This window comes from Paraburkholderia polaris, from assembly GCF_012927345.1.
Classification (GTDB): domain Bacteria; phylum Pseudomonadota; class Gammaproteobacteria; order Burkholderiales; family Burkholderiaceae; genus Paraburkholderia; species Paraburkholderia polaris.
Genome location: NZ_JABBGJ010000035.1, coordinates 73447 through 90900, shown reverse-complemented (window position 1 = coordinate 90900; position 17454 = coordinate 73447). Strand labels below are relative to the sequence as shown.

At 62.3% G+C, this 17454-nt stretch carries 14 protein-coding genes; 6 read left to right on the top strand and 8 right to left on the bottom strand.

Going from position 1 to position 17454, the window contains the following annotated elements; genetic code table 11:
• Positions 1–125: 125 nt before the first annotated feature.
• The gene (gene fdhA / locus HHL24_RS29285; protein ID WP_074287573.1) at positions 126–1325 is read right to left on the bottom strand and encodes a formaldehyde dehydrogenase, glutathione-independent; all 1200 of its coding nucleotides are present in this window, start codon (positions 1323–1325) and stop codon (positions 126–128) included.
• A gap of 252 nt (positions 1326–1577) precedes the next feature.
• Here fdhA and betI point away from each other — a divergent pair, with 252 nt between their 5' ends.
• The 5 genes from betI (at position 1578) to HHL24_RS29260 (ending at position 7180) form a co-directional block, all read left to right on the top strand.
• Positions 1578–2165, top strand: coding sequence for a transcriptional regulator BetI (betI, locus tag HHL24_RS29280; RefSeq protein WP_169488830.1), 588 nt, complete (start codon positions 1578–1580; stop codon positions 2163–2165).
• 53 nt (positions 2166–2218) lie between these two features.
• Positions 2219–3688, top strand: a complete 1470-nt coding sequence (betB, locus tag HHL24_RS29275) for a betaine-aldehyde dehydrogenase (protein ID WP_169488829.1) — start codon at positions 2219–2221, stop codon at positions 3686–3688.
• Between the two features lie 12 nt (positions 3689–3700).
• The gene (gene betA, locus HHL24_RS29270) at positions 3701–5386 is read left to right on the top strand and encodes a choline dehydrogenase (RefSeq protein WP_169488828.1); all 1686 of its coding nucleotides are present in this window, start codon (positions 3701–3703) and stop codon (positions 5384–5386) included.
• A 202-nt stretch (positions 5387–5588) separates the two neighbouring features.
• Positions 5589–6761, top strand: a complete 1173-nt coding sequence (ampC, locus tag HHL24_RS29265) for a class C beta-lactamase (RefSeq protein ID WP_169488827.1) — start codon at positions 5589–5591, stop codon at positions 6759–6761.
• Positions 6762–6775: 14 nt separating this feature from the next.
• Complete coding sequence (locus HHL24_RS29260) at positions 6776–7180, top strand: cupin domain-containing protein (RefSeq protein WP_169488826.1); 405 nt, start codon at positions 6776–6778, stop codon at positions 7178–7180.
• Positions 7181–7232: 52 nt separating this feature from the next.
• On the opposite strand, the gene HHL24_RS29255 is transcribed toward HHL24_RS29260, so the two are convergent.
• From HHL24_RS29255 to HHL24_RS29225, 7 genes are all read right to left on the bottom strand, one after another.
• Positions 7233–8651 carry an MFS transporter gene (locus HHL24_RS29255; protein ID WP_169488825.1) on the bottom strand — a complete coding sequence of 473 codons (1419 nt, stop codon included), beginning with the start codon at positions 8649–8651 and terminating at the stop codon, positions 7233–7235.
• A gap of 121 nt (positions 8652–8772) precedes the next feature.
• Positions 8773–9036: a hypothetical protein gene (locus HHL24_RS29250; RefSeq protein ID WP_169488824.1), complete on the bottom strand. Its 264-nt coding sequence runs from the start codon at positions 9034–9036 to the stop codon at positions 8773–8775.
• Between the two features lie 60 nt (positions 9037–9096).
• The gene (locus HHL24_RS29245) at positions 9097–9753 is read right to left on the bottom strand and encodes a sarcosine oxidase subunit gamma (protein WP_169488823.1); all 657 of its coding nucleotides are present in this window, start codon (positions 9751–9753) and stop codon (positions 9097–9099) included.
• Entirely contained in the window at positions 9743–12745 is a 3003-nt protein-coding gene (locus HHL24_RS29240) for a sarcosine oxidase subunit alpha family protein (protein WP_169488822.1), read from the bottom strand. The genes HHL24_RS29245 and HHL24_RS29240 overlap by 11 nt, the downstream gene beginning before the upstream one ends.
• Positions 12742–13068 (bottom strand): sarcosine oxidase subunit delta, encoded by a 327-nt coding sequence (locus tag HHL24_RS29235; protein ID WP_169488821.1) that lies wholly within the window; start codon positions 13066–13068, stop codon positions 12742–12744. The genes HHL24_RS29240 and HHL24_RS29235 overlap by 4 nt, the downstream gene beginning before the upstream one ends.
• 16 nt (positions 13069–13084) lie before the next feature.
• Positions 13085–14329, bottom strand: coding sequence for a sarcosine oxidase subunit beta family protein (locus HHL24_RS29230; protein WP_169488820.1), 1245 nt, complete (start codon positions 14327–14329; stop codon positions 13085–13087).
• Positions 14330–14384: 55 nt separating this feature from the next.
• A complete protein-coding gene (locus tag HHL24_RS29225) occupies positions 14385–15779 on the bottom strand; it encodes an L-serine ammonia-lyase (protein ID WP_169488819.1) in 1395 nt (464 codons plus the stop codon).
• Positions 15780–16105: 326 nt separating this feature from the next.
• Here HHL24_RS29225 and HHL24_RS29220 point away from each other — a divergent pair, with 326 nt between their 5' ends.
• Positions 16106–17188, top strand: a complete 1083-nt coding sequence (locus HHL24_RS29220; protein ID WP_169488818.1) for a GlxA family transcriptional regulator — start codon at positions 16106–16108, stop codon at positions 17186–17188.
• Positions 17189–17454: the final 266 nt, after the last annotated feature.

Below are 17454 nucleotides of genomic sequence, written 5' to 3'. Positions count from 1 at the left end.
ACAACTTCACCGCCTGAAAACACAACGCGTGGAACGGGAACCTGCTCAACGCGTGCGTTGTGATCAGGCTGTTCAGCTTTGCGTGACAGCCTCAGACAGGACCGCGAACGCGGTCCCTTCGTGCCTCAGGCCGCTTTCAACAGCCCGTGGGGGTCGATCACAAACTTCTTCGGCGCGCCGCCATCGAACTGCCGGTAACCGTCCGGGGCCTGATCGAGCGATACAACGGTCACGTTGACGATGTCGGCAATCGGCAAGCGGTCCCACAAAATCGCCTGCATCAGATTGTGGTTGTACTTCATCACCGGCGTCTGTCCGGTGTGGAACGAGTGCGACTTGGCCCAGCCTAGACCGAAGCGGATGCTCAGGCTGCCTTTGCGGGCGGCGGCATCGGTGGCACCCGGATCGTCCGTCACATACAGACCCGGAATCCCGATCGCCCCCGCGGCCCGGGTGATTTCCATCAACGAATTGAGCACCGTGGCCGGCGCTTCCTCATGCGAGCCGCTGCTGCCGTGGCCGTGCGCCTCGAAACCGACGCAGTCCACCGCGCAATCCACTTCAGGCTTGCCGAGAATCTGTTCGATCTGTTCGCCGAGCGTGGCGTCCTTCGACAAATCGATGGTCTGGAAACCCATCTTGCGCGCATGCGCGAGACGCGCCTCATTCATATCGCCGACGATCGTGCAAGCTGCGCCCAACAAGCGTGCGGATGCGGCCGCAGCCATCCCCACCGGCCCCGCGCCTGCGATATAGACGGTAGCGCCGGGCTTCACGCCCGCCATCACCGCGCCGTGATAGCCGGTCGGCAGAATGTCGGACAGGCACGTCAGGTCGCGGATTTTCGACATCGCCTGGGCGTGGTCGGGGAATTTCAGCAGATTGAAGTCCGCATACGGCACCAGCACGTACTCGGCCTGGCCGCCGATCCAGCCGCCCATGTCGACGTAGCCATACGCCCCACCCGCCCGCGACGGATTCACGTTCAGGCACACGCCGGTGTGCTGCGCCTTGCAGGTCGGACAGCGTCCGCACGCGACGTTGAACGGCACCGACACCAGGTCGCCGATCTTTAACGTTTCAACGTCGCGGCCCACCTCGATCACCTCGCCGGTGATCTCGTGGCCGAGTACGAGCCCGACCTCGGCGGTCGTGCGGCCGCGCACCATGTGCTGATCGGAGCCGCAAATATTCGTGCTGACCACCTTCAGGATCACGCCGTGGCCGATTGACCGGCCACGCGGGTCGACCATCTTCGGAAAGTCGATCGACTGCACTTCCACCTTGCCCTGCCCTAGATACACGACGCCGCGATTGCTGCTCATTTGTCTGTCTCCATGTCTTGTGAGCGACGTGCCCGACTCGATGTGGCACGCCGTTCAACGAGCGTAGCGTCCGCTGAAACAAAGGACATGTACCGAACGCGACACCGGTTTGGCAGGAACCGACACGCGAGGTGCAACCCGCGCGCACGCTGATGCCACCCGGTTTTTATTGATTGACCGTTCAATATAAAAAAACTAATATGGCCCATCGAACCACTTGGGTGGCCGCCCTGCGCCCGCCCCCCTAGCACCATGCCCAAACTTGGAATGCGCGAAATCCGCCGCGCCCAGCTGATCGACGCAACCCTGCTGACCATCGACCAGACGGGCCTGGCCGGTGCAACGCTCGCTTCGGTCGCGCAGCGTGCGAGCATTTCCACCGGCATCGTCAGCCACTATTTCGGCGACAAGGACGGTTTGCTCGAAGCCACCATGCGTCACGTGCTGCGCGATCTGTGGCAAGCCACGTCAAGACGGCGCCGTGCGGCGAAGGCGGATCCCCGCTCGAAACTGCGCGCGGTCGTGGCGGCGAATTTCGACGCTGAGCAGACCAGCAGCCCGGTCATGAAAACGTGGCTCGCATTCTGGTCCGAGAGCATGCACAAGCCGCAATTGCGGCGGCTTCAATACGTGAATACGCGGCGCTTGAACTCGAACCTGTGCGCGGATTTTTCGAAAGCACTGCCGCGTGCGGCGGCGCGCCGTGCGGCGAGCGGTCTCGCTGCGTTGATCGACGGGTTATGGCTGCGCGGCGCTTTGTCCGGCGAGCCCTTCGATACCAAGGCCGCACTGCGCGTGGCGAACGAATACATCGATCTGCTGCTGGAAGCACGTAACTAGCACGTAACTAGCACGCAAGCAGACCGGCGACATTTTCAAAAAAGGAGCAACTCATGGCGGTATTCGAAACGCAACGTCTCTATATAGGCGGCGCCTACGTCGACGCGACCAGTGGCGAGACCTTCGACACGCTCGACCCCGCCACGGGCGAAACGCTCGCCACCGTGCAACAGGCCGCGGCGGCCGACGTCGATCGCGCGGTGCAATCCGCACGCGACGGCCAACGCGAGTGGGCCGCGCTGACGGCGATGCAGCGCTCGCGCATCCTGCGCCGCGCGGTCGAGATCCTGCGCGAACGCAACGACGAACTCGCCGCGCTCGAAACACGCGACACCGGCAAGGCGATCGCGGAGACCCGGGCGGTCGATATCGTCACCGGCGCGGACGTGATCGAGTATTACGCAGGGCTGGCGACCGCCATCGAAGGTCAGCAGATTCCGTTGCGGCCCTCCTCGTTTGTCTATACGCGGCGTGAACCGCTGGGCGTGTGCGCAGGCATCGGCGCGTGGAATTACCCGATCCAGATCGCGTGCTGGAAATCGGCGCCCGCGTTGGCGGCCGGCAATGCGATGATCTTCAAGCCGAGCGAGATCACGCCACTGTCCGCTCTGAAACTCGCGGAGATTTATACCGAAGCCGGTGTACCGGCCGGCGTGTTCAACGTCGTACAAGGCGACGGACGCGTGGGTGCGATGCTCGCCGCGCATCCCGACATCGAGAAAATTTCGTTCACCGGCGGCGTTGAAACGGGCAAGAAGGTGATGTCGCTGGCGGGCGCATCGTCGCTGAAAGAAGTGACGATGGAACTGGGCGGCAAATCCCCCCTGCTCGTTTTCGACGATGCCAACCTCGAACGCGCCGCCGACATTGCGATGAGCGCCAACTTCTTCAGCTCAGGGCAGGTTTGTACCAACGGCACACGTGTATTCGTGCAGCGTAGCGTGCTGGAACGGTTCGAAACGCTGGTGCTGGAGCGTGTAAAACGGATTCGCGTCGGCGCGCCCACTGACGCCGACACCAACTTCGGCCCGCTCGTCAGCGCCGCGCAATTGCACAAAGTGCTCGGCTACATCGAAAGCGGGGTGCAGGAAGGCGCGCGGCTGATTGCCGGCGGCAAACGGCTGACGGAAGGCCACTTCGGCAACGGCCAGTACGTCGAGCCGACGGTTTTCACCGGCTGCCATGACGACATGCGTATCGTGCGCGAAGAAATCTTCGGCCCGGTGATGAGCATCCTCGTTTTCGACGACGAAGACGAAGCGATCTCGCGTGCAAATAACACCGCTTACGGTTTGGCTGCAGGCGTCGTGACCGAGAACCTGGCGCGCGCGCATCGTGTGATTCATCGTCTTGAAGCGGGTATCTGCTGGATCAATACGTGGGGCGAGTCGCCCGCGGAAATGCCGGTGGGCGGCTACAAGCAGTCGGGCGTCGGCCGTGAGAACGGCATCACCACGCTCGAACACTACACGCGCATCAAATCCGTGCAGGTCGAACTCGGCCCGTATCAACCGGTGTTCTAAGGAGGGGTGGCGATGGCTTCGAACGAATACGACTACATCATCGTCGGCGCGGGTTCCGCGGGCAACGTGCTCGCTTCGCGCCTGACCGAAGACGCGGACGTGACCGTGCTGCTCCTGGAAGCGGGCGGCCCCGACTACCGTTTCGATTTTCGCACGCAGATGCCCGCGGCTCTCGCCTATCCGCTGCAGGGGCGGCGCTATAACTGGGCGTACGAAACGGATCCCGAGCCGCATATGAACAACCGCCGCATGGAGTGCGGGCGCGGCAAGGGGCTCGGCGGGTCATCGCTGATCAACGGCATGTGCTACATCCGCGGCAATGCGCTCGATTACGACGGCTGGGCAGCACGCGCCGGGCTGGAGAACTGGACCTATCTGGATTGCCTGCCGTACTTCCGCAAAGCCGAAACACGCGATGTGGGCGCGAATGCGTATCACGGCGGCGACGGCCCGGTCCACGTGACGACGAGCAAGCCCGGCAACAATCCTTTGTTCGCCGCGATGGTCGAGGCCGGCGTGCAGGCGGGCTTCCCGCGTACCGACGATCTGAACGGCTATCAGCAGGAAGGCTTTGGCCCGATGGATCGCACGGTCACGGCGAACGGCAGACGGGCCAGCACCGCGCGAGGCTATCTGGATCGCGCGAAGACGCGTCCGAATCTGACCATCGTGACGCATGCCATGACCGATCGCGTGCTGTTCCTGGGCAAACGTGCGATTGGCGTCGCGTATCTGCATCATGGCAACGCTGTCACTGCGCATGCACGCCGCGAAGTGCTGGTCTGCAGCGGCGCGATTGCCTCCCCGCAATTGCTGCAACGCTCAGGCGTCGGCCGCTCGACGTGGCTGCGCGAACTCGACGTGCCGCTCGTGCACGATCTGCCAGGCGTCGGCGAAAACCTGCAGGACCATCTGGAGATGTACATCCAGTACGAATGCAAGGAGCCGGTTTCACTCTATCCCGCGTTGCAATGGTGGAATCAGCCTGCCATCGGACTTGAATGGATGCTTAATGGCACCGGTATTGGCGCGAGCAATCAGTTCGAAGCGGGTGGCTTCATCCGTACCCGCGATGAAGACCTGTGGCCGAACATCCAGTATCACTTCTTGCCCGTCGCGATCAACTACAACGGTTCGAACGCGATCAAAATGCACGGCTTCCAGGCGCATGTCGGTTCGATGCGTTCGCCAAGCCGTGGCCGTGTGAAGCTCACGTCACGCGATCCCGCCGCGCATCCGAGCATCCTGTTCAATTACATGGCCGATCCGCTCGACTGGCGCGAATTCCGCGACGGTATCCGTATCACGCGCGAGATCATGCGGCAGCCGGCGCTCGATCGGTATCGCGGGCGTGAGCTGAATCCGGGCGCCGAACTGACCACCGACGAGCAACTCGACACTTTCGTGCGGATGCGCGCGGAGACAGCGTTTCATCCATCGTGCTCGTGCAAGATGGGTTATGACGACATGGCTGTGGTGGATAACGAAGGCCGCGTGCACGGGCTCGATGCGCTGCGCGTCGTCGATGCGTCGATCATGCCGCAGATCACAACCGGCAATCTGAATGCGCCGACGATCATGCTCGCGGAGAAGATCGCCGATCGGATTCGCGGACGGGAGGCGCTGGCGCGGGTCGAGACGCCTTACTTTATCGCGAACGGCGTAGCGTCGAGGAAGCGGGAGAGCGCGACGGTTTAAGGCCGGCTGATTGCCTTCTTTCCACCCGCATCCCACGATATTCGACCGTAACGTTGGCAGCACTTGCGTGGGCGGGGCACTCCCCCGCCCATAAGATTTTCTTTACCCTCGCGCAACTTATCCTCGATTGTCAGCGATCCGCAAAAGCCGGATAGTGCGGCATCAGCCAACCCGCCGACAGACATTCCAGGAAATACAGGAAATGAAGTTTAAAGCAATGAGCCTCATGGCGACTGTTGTCTTAGCCCTGAGCGCAAGCTCGCTCGTCAGCCACGCAGCCCCTGAGACGCCAGCCGGGATCAAACCCACGGTGGATTCGGCGATCCAGCCCGTCATGGAGAAGTACCATATTCCGGGCATGGCGGTCGGCATCGTCGCCGGCGGACGGTCGTACGTGTTCGACTATGGCGTGGCGTCGACGCAAACCGCGACGCCGGTCACACACAACACCCTGTTCGAGCTCGGTTCGGTGAGCAAGACGTTTACGGCGACGCTCGCGTCTTATGCGCAGCTTGGCGGCGCCCTGTCGCTGTCGGACAAGACTGGCAAGTACCTCACATCACTGCAGGGCAGTCAGTTCGGCAACGTGAGTCTTCTCGAACTGGGTACGCACACTCCCGGCGGGCTTCCATTGCAAGTGCCGGACGAGATTCACAACAACGATCAGTTGCTGCAGTACTTCAAGACTTGGAAGCCGACCTACGCGCCGGGCACCTATCGGACTTACTCCAATCCCGGCATCGGCACGCTCGGCCTGATCACGGCAAAGAGCATGGGGCAAGATTTCGACACGCTGATGGAACAGCGCCTGTTTCCCGCGCTTGGCATGAAGAACAGTTACGTCACGATTCCACAAGCCCGGATGCAGGACTACGCACAAGGTTACAAAAAGGATGGTGCGCCGGTCCGCATGGCGCCCGGCGTGCTGTCCTCGGAAGCGTATGGCATCAGAACCACGGCCGCCGACATGATCCGCTTCGTGGAAGCGAACATGGCTCTGATCGAGCTCGATAGCCAACTCCAGCAAGCCATCACGGATACGCACACGGGTTACTTCAAGGCCGGCGCGCTGACGCAAGACTTGATATGGGAACAGTACCCTTACCCCGTCGCGCTGAAGACACTGCAGGAAGGCAACTCAGCGGCAATGGTTCTGAACGCGACGCCCGCTAGCGAGATCAAGCCGCCGATGGCGCCCCGTCAGGACGTCTGGATCAACAAGACCGGCTCGACCAACGGATTCGGCGCGTATGTCGCCTTCATTCCCGAAAAGCGGCTCGGAATCGTCATCCTCGCGAACAAAAACTTCCCGAACGAGGATCGGGTGAACGCCGCCTATCAGATCCTGACAGCACTCGCAGGCAGCGGACAATGAACCGAGGTGAAACCATGCTGAACAACCTGCGTTGCCTCGCGCTCGTCGCGGCGCCCCTGCTGGGCCTGCAATCCGTCGAAGCGGCAGAAAAGGCGCCCGCCACCAAAGACACCGTGGTATTGCAACGCGTCTCCGTTCAGGGAAACGATCGCGAGATGGGCATGGGAATCGCCGAATTCCCGCCGAATGCCGCCAAGCCGCGTCACAAGGCAACCGGTCCTGAGCTTGCCTACGTACTTGAGGGCGAGGTCACCGTAGCAGTCGACGGGCAACCCTCACGAATCGTTCACGCGGGTGAGAGCTACCGGATGCCGGCGAATGTCGTTCACGTGACGACCGCGGGCCCCGCGGGCGCAAAAGTCCTGGCGAGCTGGGCGTGGAATCCGGGAAAGCCGTTCAACGTCAACGTTCCACAGTAATCGGCAAGGGGGCAACCGGTGGACTGCCCCCAAACTGCGCACGCAATCGTCCTCATTCCCGCGCCGGACTCAACACGCGAGGCTCGTCGGTCTCCAGCGCTTCGGACACGAGCGTCTCCAACGCCAACCCGCGCGTCTCGATGCCCATGATCCACACTGCCGCAGCAGCGATCACAAAACACATTGCGCCAAGCGAGAACACGCCGCCCTGGCCGAATGTCGGCAGCACGACCCCCACGACGTAAGGGCCGATCAGCGAACCCACCCGGCCAATCGCCGATGCAAACCCCGACCCGGTAGCCCGCGCGCCGGTGCCATAAAGCTCAGGCGTATAGGTGTAAAGCACCGCCCACATCGCAAACAGAAAGAACTGCATTGCGAGCCCCGCGCAAATCAGAAGCGTCGGCGTTTGCGCGTGCAGCGCGGTTTGCCCATACACATACGCCATCACCGCACTGCCGGCCAGCGACGCGATACAGGTCGGCTTGCGCCCCCAGCGTTCCACCAGCCACGCCGCACAGATGAACCCGGGAATCCCGCCGAGCGAAATCAGCACCGTGTACAACACCGACTTCGTCACCGCAAAACCCGCCTGCTGCATCAGCGCACCGAGCCACGACGTCAAACCATAAAAACCCAGCAACGCGAAGAACCACAGCGTCCACACCATGATCGTGCGGCGCCGGTAGGCCACGCTCCATATCTCGCGAAACGCGCTCGTACCCTTCGCAGCCGGCGGTTCCTGCAACATCACGGGCGCGCGTAGCTGGCTCAGGCCGGCCGCTTTCATGACCTTCACTTCGACCTCGGCAAGGATCTTGTCCGCTTCCGCGAGGCGTCCGCGATGTTCCAGCCAGCGCGGCGATTCCGGCACCACGCGGCGCACGATCAAAACGAACACGGCAGGAATCGCCAGCAGCGCGAACTCCGTGCGCCAGCCGAACGCCGGCAACACAAAGTACGACACCACGCCCGCCGTGATGAACCCGAGCGGCCAGAAACCATCCATCAGCGCGATCAAACGTCCGCGCGACGCTGCAGGCACGAATTCGGACAAGAGCGTTTGTGCAATGGGAAACTCCATGCCCATGCCGAAGCCAAGCAGCACGCGATAGAAAATCAGCGCCTCGACACTCTGCGCGGTCGAGCACAGATACGACGCGAGTCCCCACAGCACCATGCTCCACTGAAACACGGGGCGCCGTCCAAAGCGATCAGCCAGCAATCCGGCGACGGCCGCGCCGATCACCATGCCGAAGAAGCTCGCACTCGCGACCAGCCCCGCCGTCGCGGTCGACAAATGGAATTCGGACTTGATGGAGCCGAGCACGAAGGTCATCGTGCCGAGATCGACCGAGTCGAAAAAGAACGCGATCGCGATGATGATGAAGATGGTCCGGTGATATCCGGAGAACGGCAGTCGCTCGAGTCTGGCGGCTGCGCTCGCGCGAGGCTGAAAAGCGGTAGACATGTCATTCCCTCGTTGATGCGGCGGCTGCCGCGTGGACGTTCCGATCAGTGCGTTTTCAGTAGACGCCGACATAAATCGGCCACATAGAAGGAATACGTCATTGGGATGGAATGGGAGCGCCTTACGGCCGCAACCGCGCACGCGCAGCACCGGCAATGCGCGCGAGCGCATCCGCGCTCAAACGAGCGGCGATCTTCTCAACGTATTCATGATGCCGCGACTGCAGCGGAGCGCCCAACTGCTGCGCGAGGAGATAGCGGATCAATGCGATGCGCCGGTGCCGCAACACGATGCTCTGATCGAGCAGAGCGAGCGCGGCATGAGCATCGCCTTGATGGCACGCGCGCTCGGTGAGACGCGCGGTGGCTAGACGTGTCGACGTCATGTCAGTCAGCGGCCAGGAGAGCCGCGAGCAGTGCCTCGGCAAGACACTGCCCGCCGCGCTTCACGACATGAGCGGCTCGGCCGCGTCGATCATCATCTTGACAAAGTAGTCCGCAAAACTGCGGCGCACGACGATATCGAAACTGTCCGCCCCAGTGGGCAACAGCGTCATCGATGCCTTGAAATAGTGGCTCTGCGCGCATTGCCCTTCGCCGAACAATTTCGGGTGCAGATCGAGCGGGCAACCGCGCGCCAGCACTTCACGCGTACGCGTGCCGCTGATTTCGAGCACCGTATAGCCGCTGCCGATATCCACCGCCGACGCGAACACGCCCGCAAATGCCGCGCCGAGCTTCGCCTGCAAAGGCGCGGTACGAGTCGCGTCGTGCGCCATTGCCGAGCGCACCAGCCACTCGTCGGGACCGAGCCACAGCATGTCGTAGCCATTGCCGCGCGCAATGGTGTTCGCCTTCTCGGGCGGCCGGCAGCCGATCACGCTTTCCACCGCGCTCACGAATGCTGCGTCGCGCGTGTCACCACGCACGTTCACCAGTTCCAGAAACGGCCGCTCGCTCAAGCGGAACGCCGCCGACGCCGTCGCCTGATGCTTTTTCAGCAGCGCATCCGTACCCACCAGCGGTGACTCCTGCCACACACCGGTTTGCTTGCCGACAGCGCGATCCACCGCCGACACCGTCCCTCTTGTTTCATTCCACATGTTGACGTGCTCCTTCGCTGTCGTAGAACACCGAACTGGTGACCTTGGCTGCAATCTGCTTGCCGCTCGCGAGCGGAATGGTGACCGTTTCGCCGATCTTGTCGAGACCGCCCTTCACCACCGCCATTGCAATCGAACGCTTCAGGATCGGGCTGTAATAGCTCGACGTGACGTGGCCGAGCATCGGTGCAGTATCGCCCTGGAACGGACCGGCGACGATCTGCGAGCCTTCGGGGATCACGAACGACGGATCGTCCGAGAGCAGCCCGACCAATTGCTTACGCCCTGCCTTCGCGGTGTCCGTTCGCGTCAATGAACGCTTGCCGAGAAAGTCCTTCGACTTCGCGACCAGCCCGCCCATGCCAAGGTCATACGGCGTCATCGAACCGTCCGTATCCTGACCGACGATGATGTAGCCCTTCTCAGCACGCAGCACGTGCATGGTTTCCGTACCATACGGCGTGATGTCGAATTCCGTGCCTGCGGCCATCAACGCTTCCCACACCGCGCGTCCTACGTTCGCGGGGACGTTCACTTCATAAGCCAACTCGCCCGAGAAGCTGATCCGCATCACGCGCGACGCCGCACCCGCCACGGTGCCTTCGCGATAACTCATGAACGGGAACGCCGCGTTCGCAAAGTCGATGTCGTGGCACACCTTCTGCAAGACCTTGCGGCTGTTCGGACCGACCACGGCGAAGGTTGCCCAGTGATCCGTCACGGAAGCAAGCCGCACGCGCATGTCCGGCCACTCGGTTTGCAGCCAGCGCTCGAGCCACGTGAGTACGCGCGCTGCGCCGCCTGTGGTGGTGGTCATCATGTAGTGCTGGTCGGCGAGACGCACGGTCACGCCGTCGTCGAAGATCATGCCGTTTTCGTCGAGCATCAGGCCATAGCGGCACTTGCCGACTTCCAGCTTGCTCCACGGATTCGTGTAGACCCAGTTCAACAGCTTCGCCGAATCGGGGCCCTGAATGTCGATCTTGCCGAGCGTCGAGGCGTCGAGGATGCCGACGCTCGTGCGTACCGCCAGCGACTCGCGTGCGACGGCGGCGTGCATGTCTTCGCCCGGCTTCGCGAAGTACCACGGACGCTTCCAGTTGCCGACGTCCTCGAACGCCGCACCGTTTTCCACGTGCCATTCGTGCACCGCTGTCTTGCGTACCGGATCGAGAAACTCACCCAGCTCGCGGCCGGCAAACGTGCCGAACGTAACCGGCGTGTAGTTCGGACGGAACGTCGTCGTGCCGGTTTCGGGAATGGTCTTGCCGAGTGCCTGCGCGAGAATCGCCATGCCGTTGATGTTGCCGAGCTTGCCCTGATCAGTACCGAAACCCATCGCCGTATAGCGCTTTACGTGCTCGACGGATTCGAAGCCTTCGCGCGCTGCCAGGAAAATATCGGCCGCCGACACGTCGTTCTGAAAGTCGACGAACTGCTTCGGCCCGCGCGTCGCGAGTTCGCGGCCGCCGACAAGCCACAGCGGTTGCATCTTCGCTTCGGTAATCTCCGCCACCTGCACTGGATTTGGCCGCGCAACGATGTGTCCAGCCGCACGCGCCGCCTCGACACCAGCATCGACCGCGAAGCGAATGCCCTGCCCCAGTGTGAAGTCACCCGCACACGCGCCGATGCTCGTCTCCGCCTGCATCGCCTTGCCTGGCACAAAACAGGCCTTGCCGTCGTGCCAGTGGGCCTTGCCGCCCGATTGCGCGAACAGATGCAGCACCGGGCTCCAGCCGCCGGACATCGCGAGCAGATCGCAGGGCAGCGCACTCTGTTTCGCACCGACCTGTCCGTTGGAATACGACGCCACATCGACCGATGCGACCCGCAGCTTGCCGTGCGCCGCCGTCACAGCCACGCCATTCATCACCTTGACGCCGTAGCGGCGTGCGAGCGCGGGCAGCGTGCCCTTCGATTCACTCGCGCGCGGGTCGACGACCGTCACCTGGGCGCCGGCCGCTTTCAGATCGAGCGCGCATTGATAACCGTCGTCGTTGTTCGTGAAGACCACGGCATTTCGGCCCGGCAACACCGCATAGCGATGCAGATACGTCGAGACAGCCGAAGCCAGCATCACGCCCGGCAGATCGTTGTTGCCGAACACGATTGGCCGCTCATGCGCGCCCGTTGCGAGAATCACGCGTTTCGCGCGGATCTTCCACATCAGTTCGCGCGTGCCCTTCCTCTGCGACACCGGCAGATGTTCCGTGAGCCGCTGCGTGACAGTAATGAGGTTATGGTCCTGGTAACCGAACGCGGTGCTGCGGCACAGAATCTTCACATCGGGCATCTGCCGCAGCTCGTCCTCGATCTTGTGGACCCATTGCAGCGCCGGTTTACCGTCGATCTCCGCGCGGCACGACAGCAGCGAGCCGCCGAGTTCCGGCTGATCGTCGACCAGGGTCACGCGTGCGCCTGACAATGCCGCCGCATGCGCGGCCGCCAGACCCGTCGGGCCGCCGCCGACCACCAGCACGTCGCAATGCGCAAAACACTTGTCGTAGCGGTCCGCATCGGTTTGCTCGGGCGCCTTGCCGAGACCGGCCGCATCGCGGATCACTTCTTCATACTTCGGCCAGAACTTGCGCGGCCACATGAAGGTCTTGTAGTAGAAGCCCGCCGGAATGAAGCGCGCGAACTTCTGGTTGATCGCCATGCGGTCTTTCTCGATGCTCGGCTTCGCGTTCACGCTGGTCGCGACGAGCCCCTGATACAACTCCACTTCAGTCGCACGCGCGTTCGGCACCGTGTACGCGCCGGTTTCAAGCTGCACGATCGCGTTCGGCTCTTCCACGCCCGCCGTCACGATGCCGCGCGGCCGGTGGTATTTCCAGCTGCGCGCCACGAAGTGCTCACCGTTCGCGAGCAGCGCGGAAGCGAGCGTGTCGCCCTGATAGCCCTGATACTTGCGCCCGTTGAACGTGAAGTTCAGTACGATCGCGCGGTTGATGCGCCCGCCGCTGGGGAGTCGGTCTTTCTGGCTCATGGTGCCTTACCCTCGTGTGCCTTGTCTTGTGCCTTAGCCTCATTACTGTCCATCGTGAGCAGCGGACGTTCGAACGTCTCGTAGCCCTGGATCTCGTAGCTCACCGTGTCACGCTGCGCCTTGAACCAGCGGCGGCATCCTTGCGTGTGCATCCATTGCTCGCGATGCACGCCGCGTGGGTTCTTGCGCATGAACAGGTAGTCGCCCCATTCCTTGTCGGTGAGCTTGTCGGTATCGAGCGGACGTGCAATGTCCGCTTCGCCGCCGCAAGAAAATTCGGTTTCGGCGCGTGGCCCGCACCACGGGCATTCGATCAGCAGCATGTGGTTTACCTAAGTGTTAGTGGGCAACAGCGGCGGCGCCGTGCTCGTCGATCAGGTGACCGGTGTAGAAACGGTCCAGCGAAAACGGCGCGTTCAGCGGATGCGGCTCATCCTTCGCGATCGTGTGCGCATAAGCCCAGCCCGATCCGGGCGTCGCCTTGAAACCGCCGGTGCCCCAGCCGCAGTTGAAATAAAGTCCCTTCACATCGGTCTTGCTGATAATCGGGCACGCATCCGGCGACACGTCGACAATGCCACCCCACTGGCGGTTCATCCGCACGCGCGAGAACACCGGGAACATTTCGACGATTGCTTCGAGCGTGCCTTCGATGATCTGGAAACTGCCGCGCTGACCAAAGCCCGTGTACTGATCGACGCCCGCACCAATCACCAGATCGCCCTTGTCGGACTGGCTGATGTAGGCATGCACCGCGTTCGACATCACGACCGTATTGACGACCGGCTTGATCGGCTCGGACACCAATGCCTGCAACGGATGGCTCTCCAAAGGCAAACGGATGCCAGCCATGTCGGCGAGCGTGGACGTATTGCCTGCGGCAACCACCGCGACTTTCTTCGCCTTGATGAAACCCTTCGTGGTATCCACGCCAACGACCTGGCTGCCGTTGCGGCGAATCCCCGTGACCTGACAGTTCTGCACGATATCGACGCCGGCCTGATCCGCTCCACGCGCGAAACCCCATGCGACTGCATCATGCCGAGCCACGCCGCCGCGACGCTGAATCGACGCGCCGAGCACCGGATAGCGGCTATTCAGATTGATAGTCGGCTCGATTTCCTTGATCTGCTCCGGCGTGAGGAATTCGGCATCCACGCCGTTCAGCCGGTTGGCATTCACGCGACGTTCGGTGTCACGCACGTCCTGCAGCGTGTGCGCGAGGTTCATCACGCCGCGCTGGCTGAACATCACGTTGTAGTTCAGGTCTTGCGAGAGACCTTCCCACAGCTTCATTGCCTTTTCGTAGAGCGCAGCCGATTCGTCCCACAGATAATTCGAGCGCACGATCGTCGTATTGCGCGCGGTATTGCCGCCGCCGACCCAGCCTTTCTCCAGCACGGCGATATTGCGCACGCCATGCTCCTTGGCGAGGTAATAGGCAGTGGCGAGACCATGCCCGCCGCCGCCGACGATCACGACGTCGTATTCACGCTTAGGCTCCGGGCTCTTCCACTGACGCTCCCAGTTCTCGTGATACGACATCCCGTTGCGCAACAGGCTGAATATCGAATAGCGGCTCATTGTTGGTCCTTTGGGTCCTGTTGATACTCTTTACTTCCTGACTCGTTCAGCATTCTCAGCATTCGATGACGTTCACGGCGAGGCCGCCGCGCGACGTCTCCTTGTATTTGGTCTTCATGTCCGCGCCGGTTTCGCGCATTGTCTTGATCACGTTGTCGAGCGACACGTAGTGCTGGCCGTCGCCCTTCATCGCCATGCGCGCGGCGTTCAGCGCCTTGATCGCGCCCATCGCGTTGCGTTCGATGCAGGGAATCTGCACGAGGCCGCCAACCGGGTCGCAGGTCATGCCAAGGTTGTGTTCCATGCCGATTTCGGCGGCGTTTTCCACCTGCGTCGGCGTGCCGCCCATCACGGCGGCGAGCGCCGCTGCGGCCATCGAGCAGGCCACCCCCACCTCGCCCTGGCAGCCCACTTCGGCGCCCGAGATCGAGGCGGTTTCCTTGTAGATGATGCCGATCGCCGCAGCGGTCAGCAGGAAGGTGACGATGCCCTCGTCGTTCGACGCATGCATGAACTTCACGTAGTAATGCAGCACTGCGGGAATCACGCCGGCCGCACCGTTGGTCGGCGCCGTAACGACGCGCCCACCCGCTGCGTTTTCTTCGTTCACGGCCATGGCGTAGAGATTGACCCAGTCGAGCATCGACAGCGGATCGCGCAGCGACTCTTCCGAACGCGAGCGCAATTGCGCGCACAGGTCGGCGGCGCGGCGCTTCACGTGCATCGGGCCGGGCAATTCGCCACGCACCTTGCAGCCGCGTTCGACGCAGGCGGACATGACGCGCCAGATCGCCAGCAGCCCTTCGCGCACGTCCTGTTCGGTACGCGACGCGCATTCGTTACGCAGCGTTATTTCTGCGATCGACAAACCGGTTTCGCGGCACACGCGCATCAGATCGTCGCCGGTGCGAAATGGGTAAGGCACTTCCGCGCCGGCACGCAGGCCGTTGACGCGGTCGCCTTCGCGATTGATCACGAAGCCGCCGCCGATCGAGTAATACTCTTTCTCCACCAACAGTTGGCCGTTTTCGTCGAAAGCCTGAAAACGCATGCCGTTCGGATGCACGATGCTCGAGCCCGGCGCGCCCGGCATCAGCTTGCGGAAGAAGCCGAGTTGTTCGCGCTCGTCGAATTTGACCGGGTGCTTGCCGAGCAGCATCAGTTGCTTTGTTTCGCGAATCGCCTGCAGGCGCGGTTCGATCACGTCCGGGTCGATCAGATCGGGCAGATTGCCTTCGAGGCCGAGCAGTACCGCCTTGTCCGTGCCGTGCCCCTTGCCGGTCGCGCCAAGCGAGCCGAACAGTTCGACTTTGACGCGGCGCACGAAGCCAAGCAGATTGGCGTCTTCGATATGCGAGGCGAAGCGGCACGCAGCGATCATCGGCCCGACGGTGTGCGAACTGGAGGGACCGATGCCGATCTTGAACAGATCGAAGACGCTGACGTTCATGGCGTGCCTTATACGTTGCGATACCAGGATTAGCTGGGTTGCCGGGTGGCTTGAACTAGCCCCTATTGCACCGCACGTCAAATTGGACCGATAGAATAAAAACGGCATGACAGTGGGATAGTGGCGTCAAGCGGGCCGCCGGCCAAGCGCAGCGGCGGATTTGCGATGACTTCTGACGCATTTGCGACAGGCGCGGAGCTTGCGGCTGGCGATGCTGGTGCCACGGCTGAATGGACCCCAATCAATGGGCGATCATTGGCCTGATGAAGCGGCCGCTATCCCCGGTGCTATGCTTGATTTAACCCTTTCCCTTGCTGGCTGCATGTATGAATTCCGCTGAACCGCTTCCCCTTCAATCGATCGACGGCCCCTCGAAGCAGCGCATCCGCTTCGGCATCATCCTGCTGCCGAACTTCACGCTGACGGCGTTCTCGGGGTTCGTCGACCTGTTGCGCCTGTCCGCGGATGAAGGAGACTTCAGCAAGCCCGTGCGCTGTTCGTGGAGCGTGATAGGGGAAACCCTCGCTCCGGTGCGCGCGAGTTGCGGGATCCAGATCACGCCGTGGGAGACGTTCGATAACGCCGAGCCGTTCGATTACGTCGTCGTGGTGGGCGGCCTCCTGCATTCGGGGCCGGCCGCGAACGATGCGACGCTGGCCTTCATCCGCCGCGCCGCCGCCACCGATGCGACGCTGGTCGGCATGTGCACCGGCGTGTTCTCGCTGATGCGCGCAGGCGTGCTGGAAGGCCACCGCATCTGCGTGAGCTGGTTTCACTACTGGGATTTCATCGAGCGCTTTCCGGCGGTCAATGAGGAGGCGCTGGTGGCGGATAGGCTGTTTGTGATCGACCGTCGGCGCATTACGTGTTCGGGTGGGCGGGCGTCGATCGACGTGGCGGCCGCGATTCTGTTGCGCCACTTCGAGACGGCCACAGTGCAGAAGGCGTTGCGGATTCTGCTGGTGGACGATATGCAGAAGGGTAATGCGCCGCAACCGCATCCGCCGGGGTTGGCGCCTGCGGCCCATCCGAAGGTGAAGCGCGCGATTTTGCTAATGGAGCAGCATGTGGGGCGGTCGTTGTCGCTCGACGAACTCGCGCGCAAGCTCGATCTGTCGCCGCGTCAGCTCGAAAGGCTCTTCAAGGCGCAAACTGGTAAGGCGCCGCAGGCGTATGCGAAGCAGGTTCGGTTGCGCACCGCCGCGTGGCTGCTGACGAGTTCGGATAAGACAGTGGCGGATATCGCGTCGAGTTGCGGCTTTTCCGATGCCTCGCATCTGGGACGCGAATTCCGCAAGCAGTTCGGCCTGCCGCCGATGATGTACCGTGAGCAACGTGGTACGGCTGCTGAAGTTGATGACGGCTCAGGCTATGACGAGACCTTTCCGGGGCGGGCTCAGGCGATTTGAGGGTGGTTAGCGCGAGGAGGTCGGAACGTCCCTGTTCGCGGGGACGATAGCCGCCGCCGATATCAGAATGCACGCCCGGCCACACAAGCCCACCGCGTCAACTCTCACGCCATCTAGGATGGTCTTCCGCAACGGTTTTTAAAACATGCTTTCTCACTGAGCCGACTCCCTGAAAATTCGGGTGTTCCATATGGCGTGAAAATTGTCTTTCCGAGCGCCGTAGCTGTCCGTGTAGAGATTAATAACTGCCGTGATCTGATCGACTA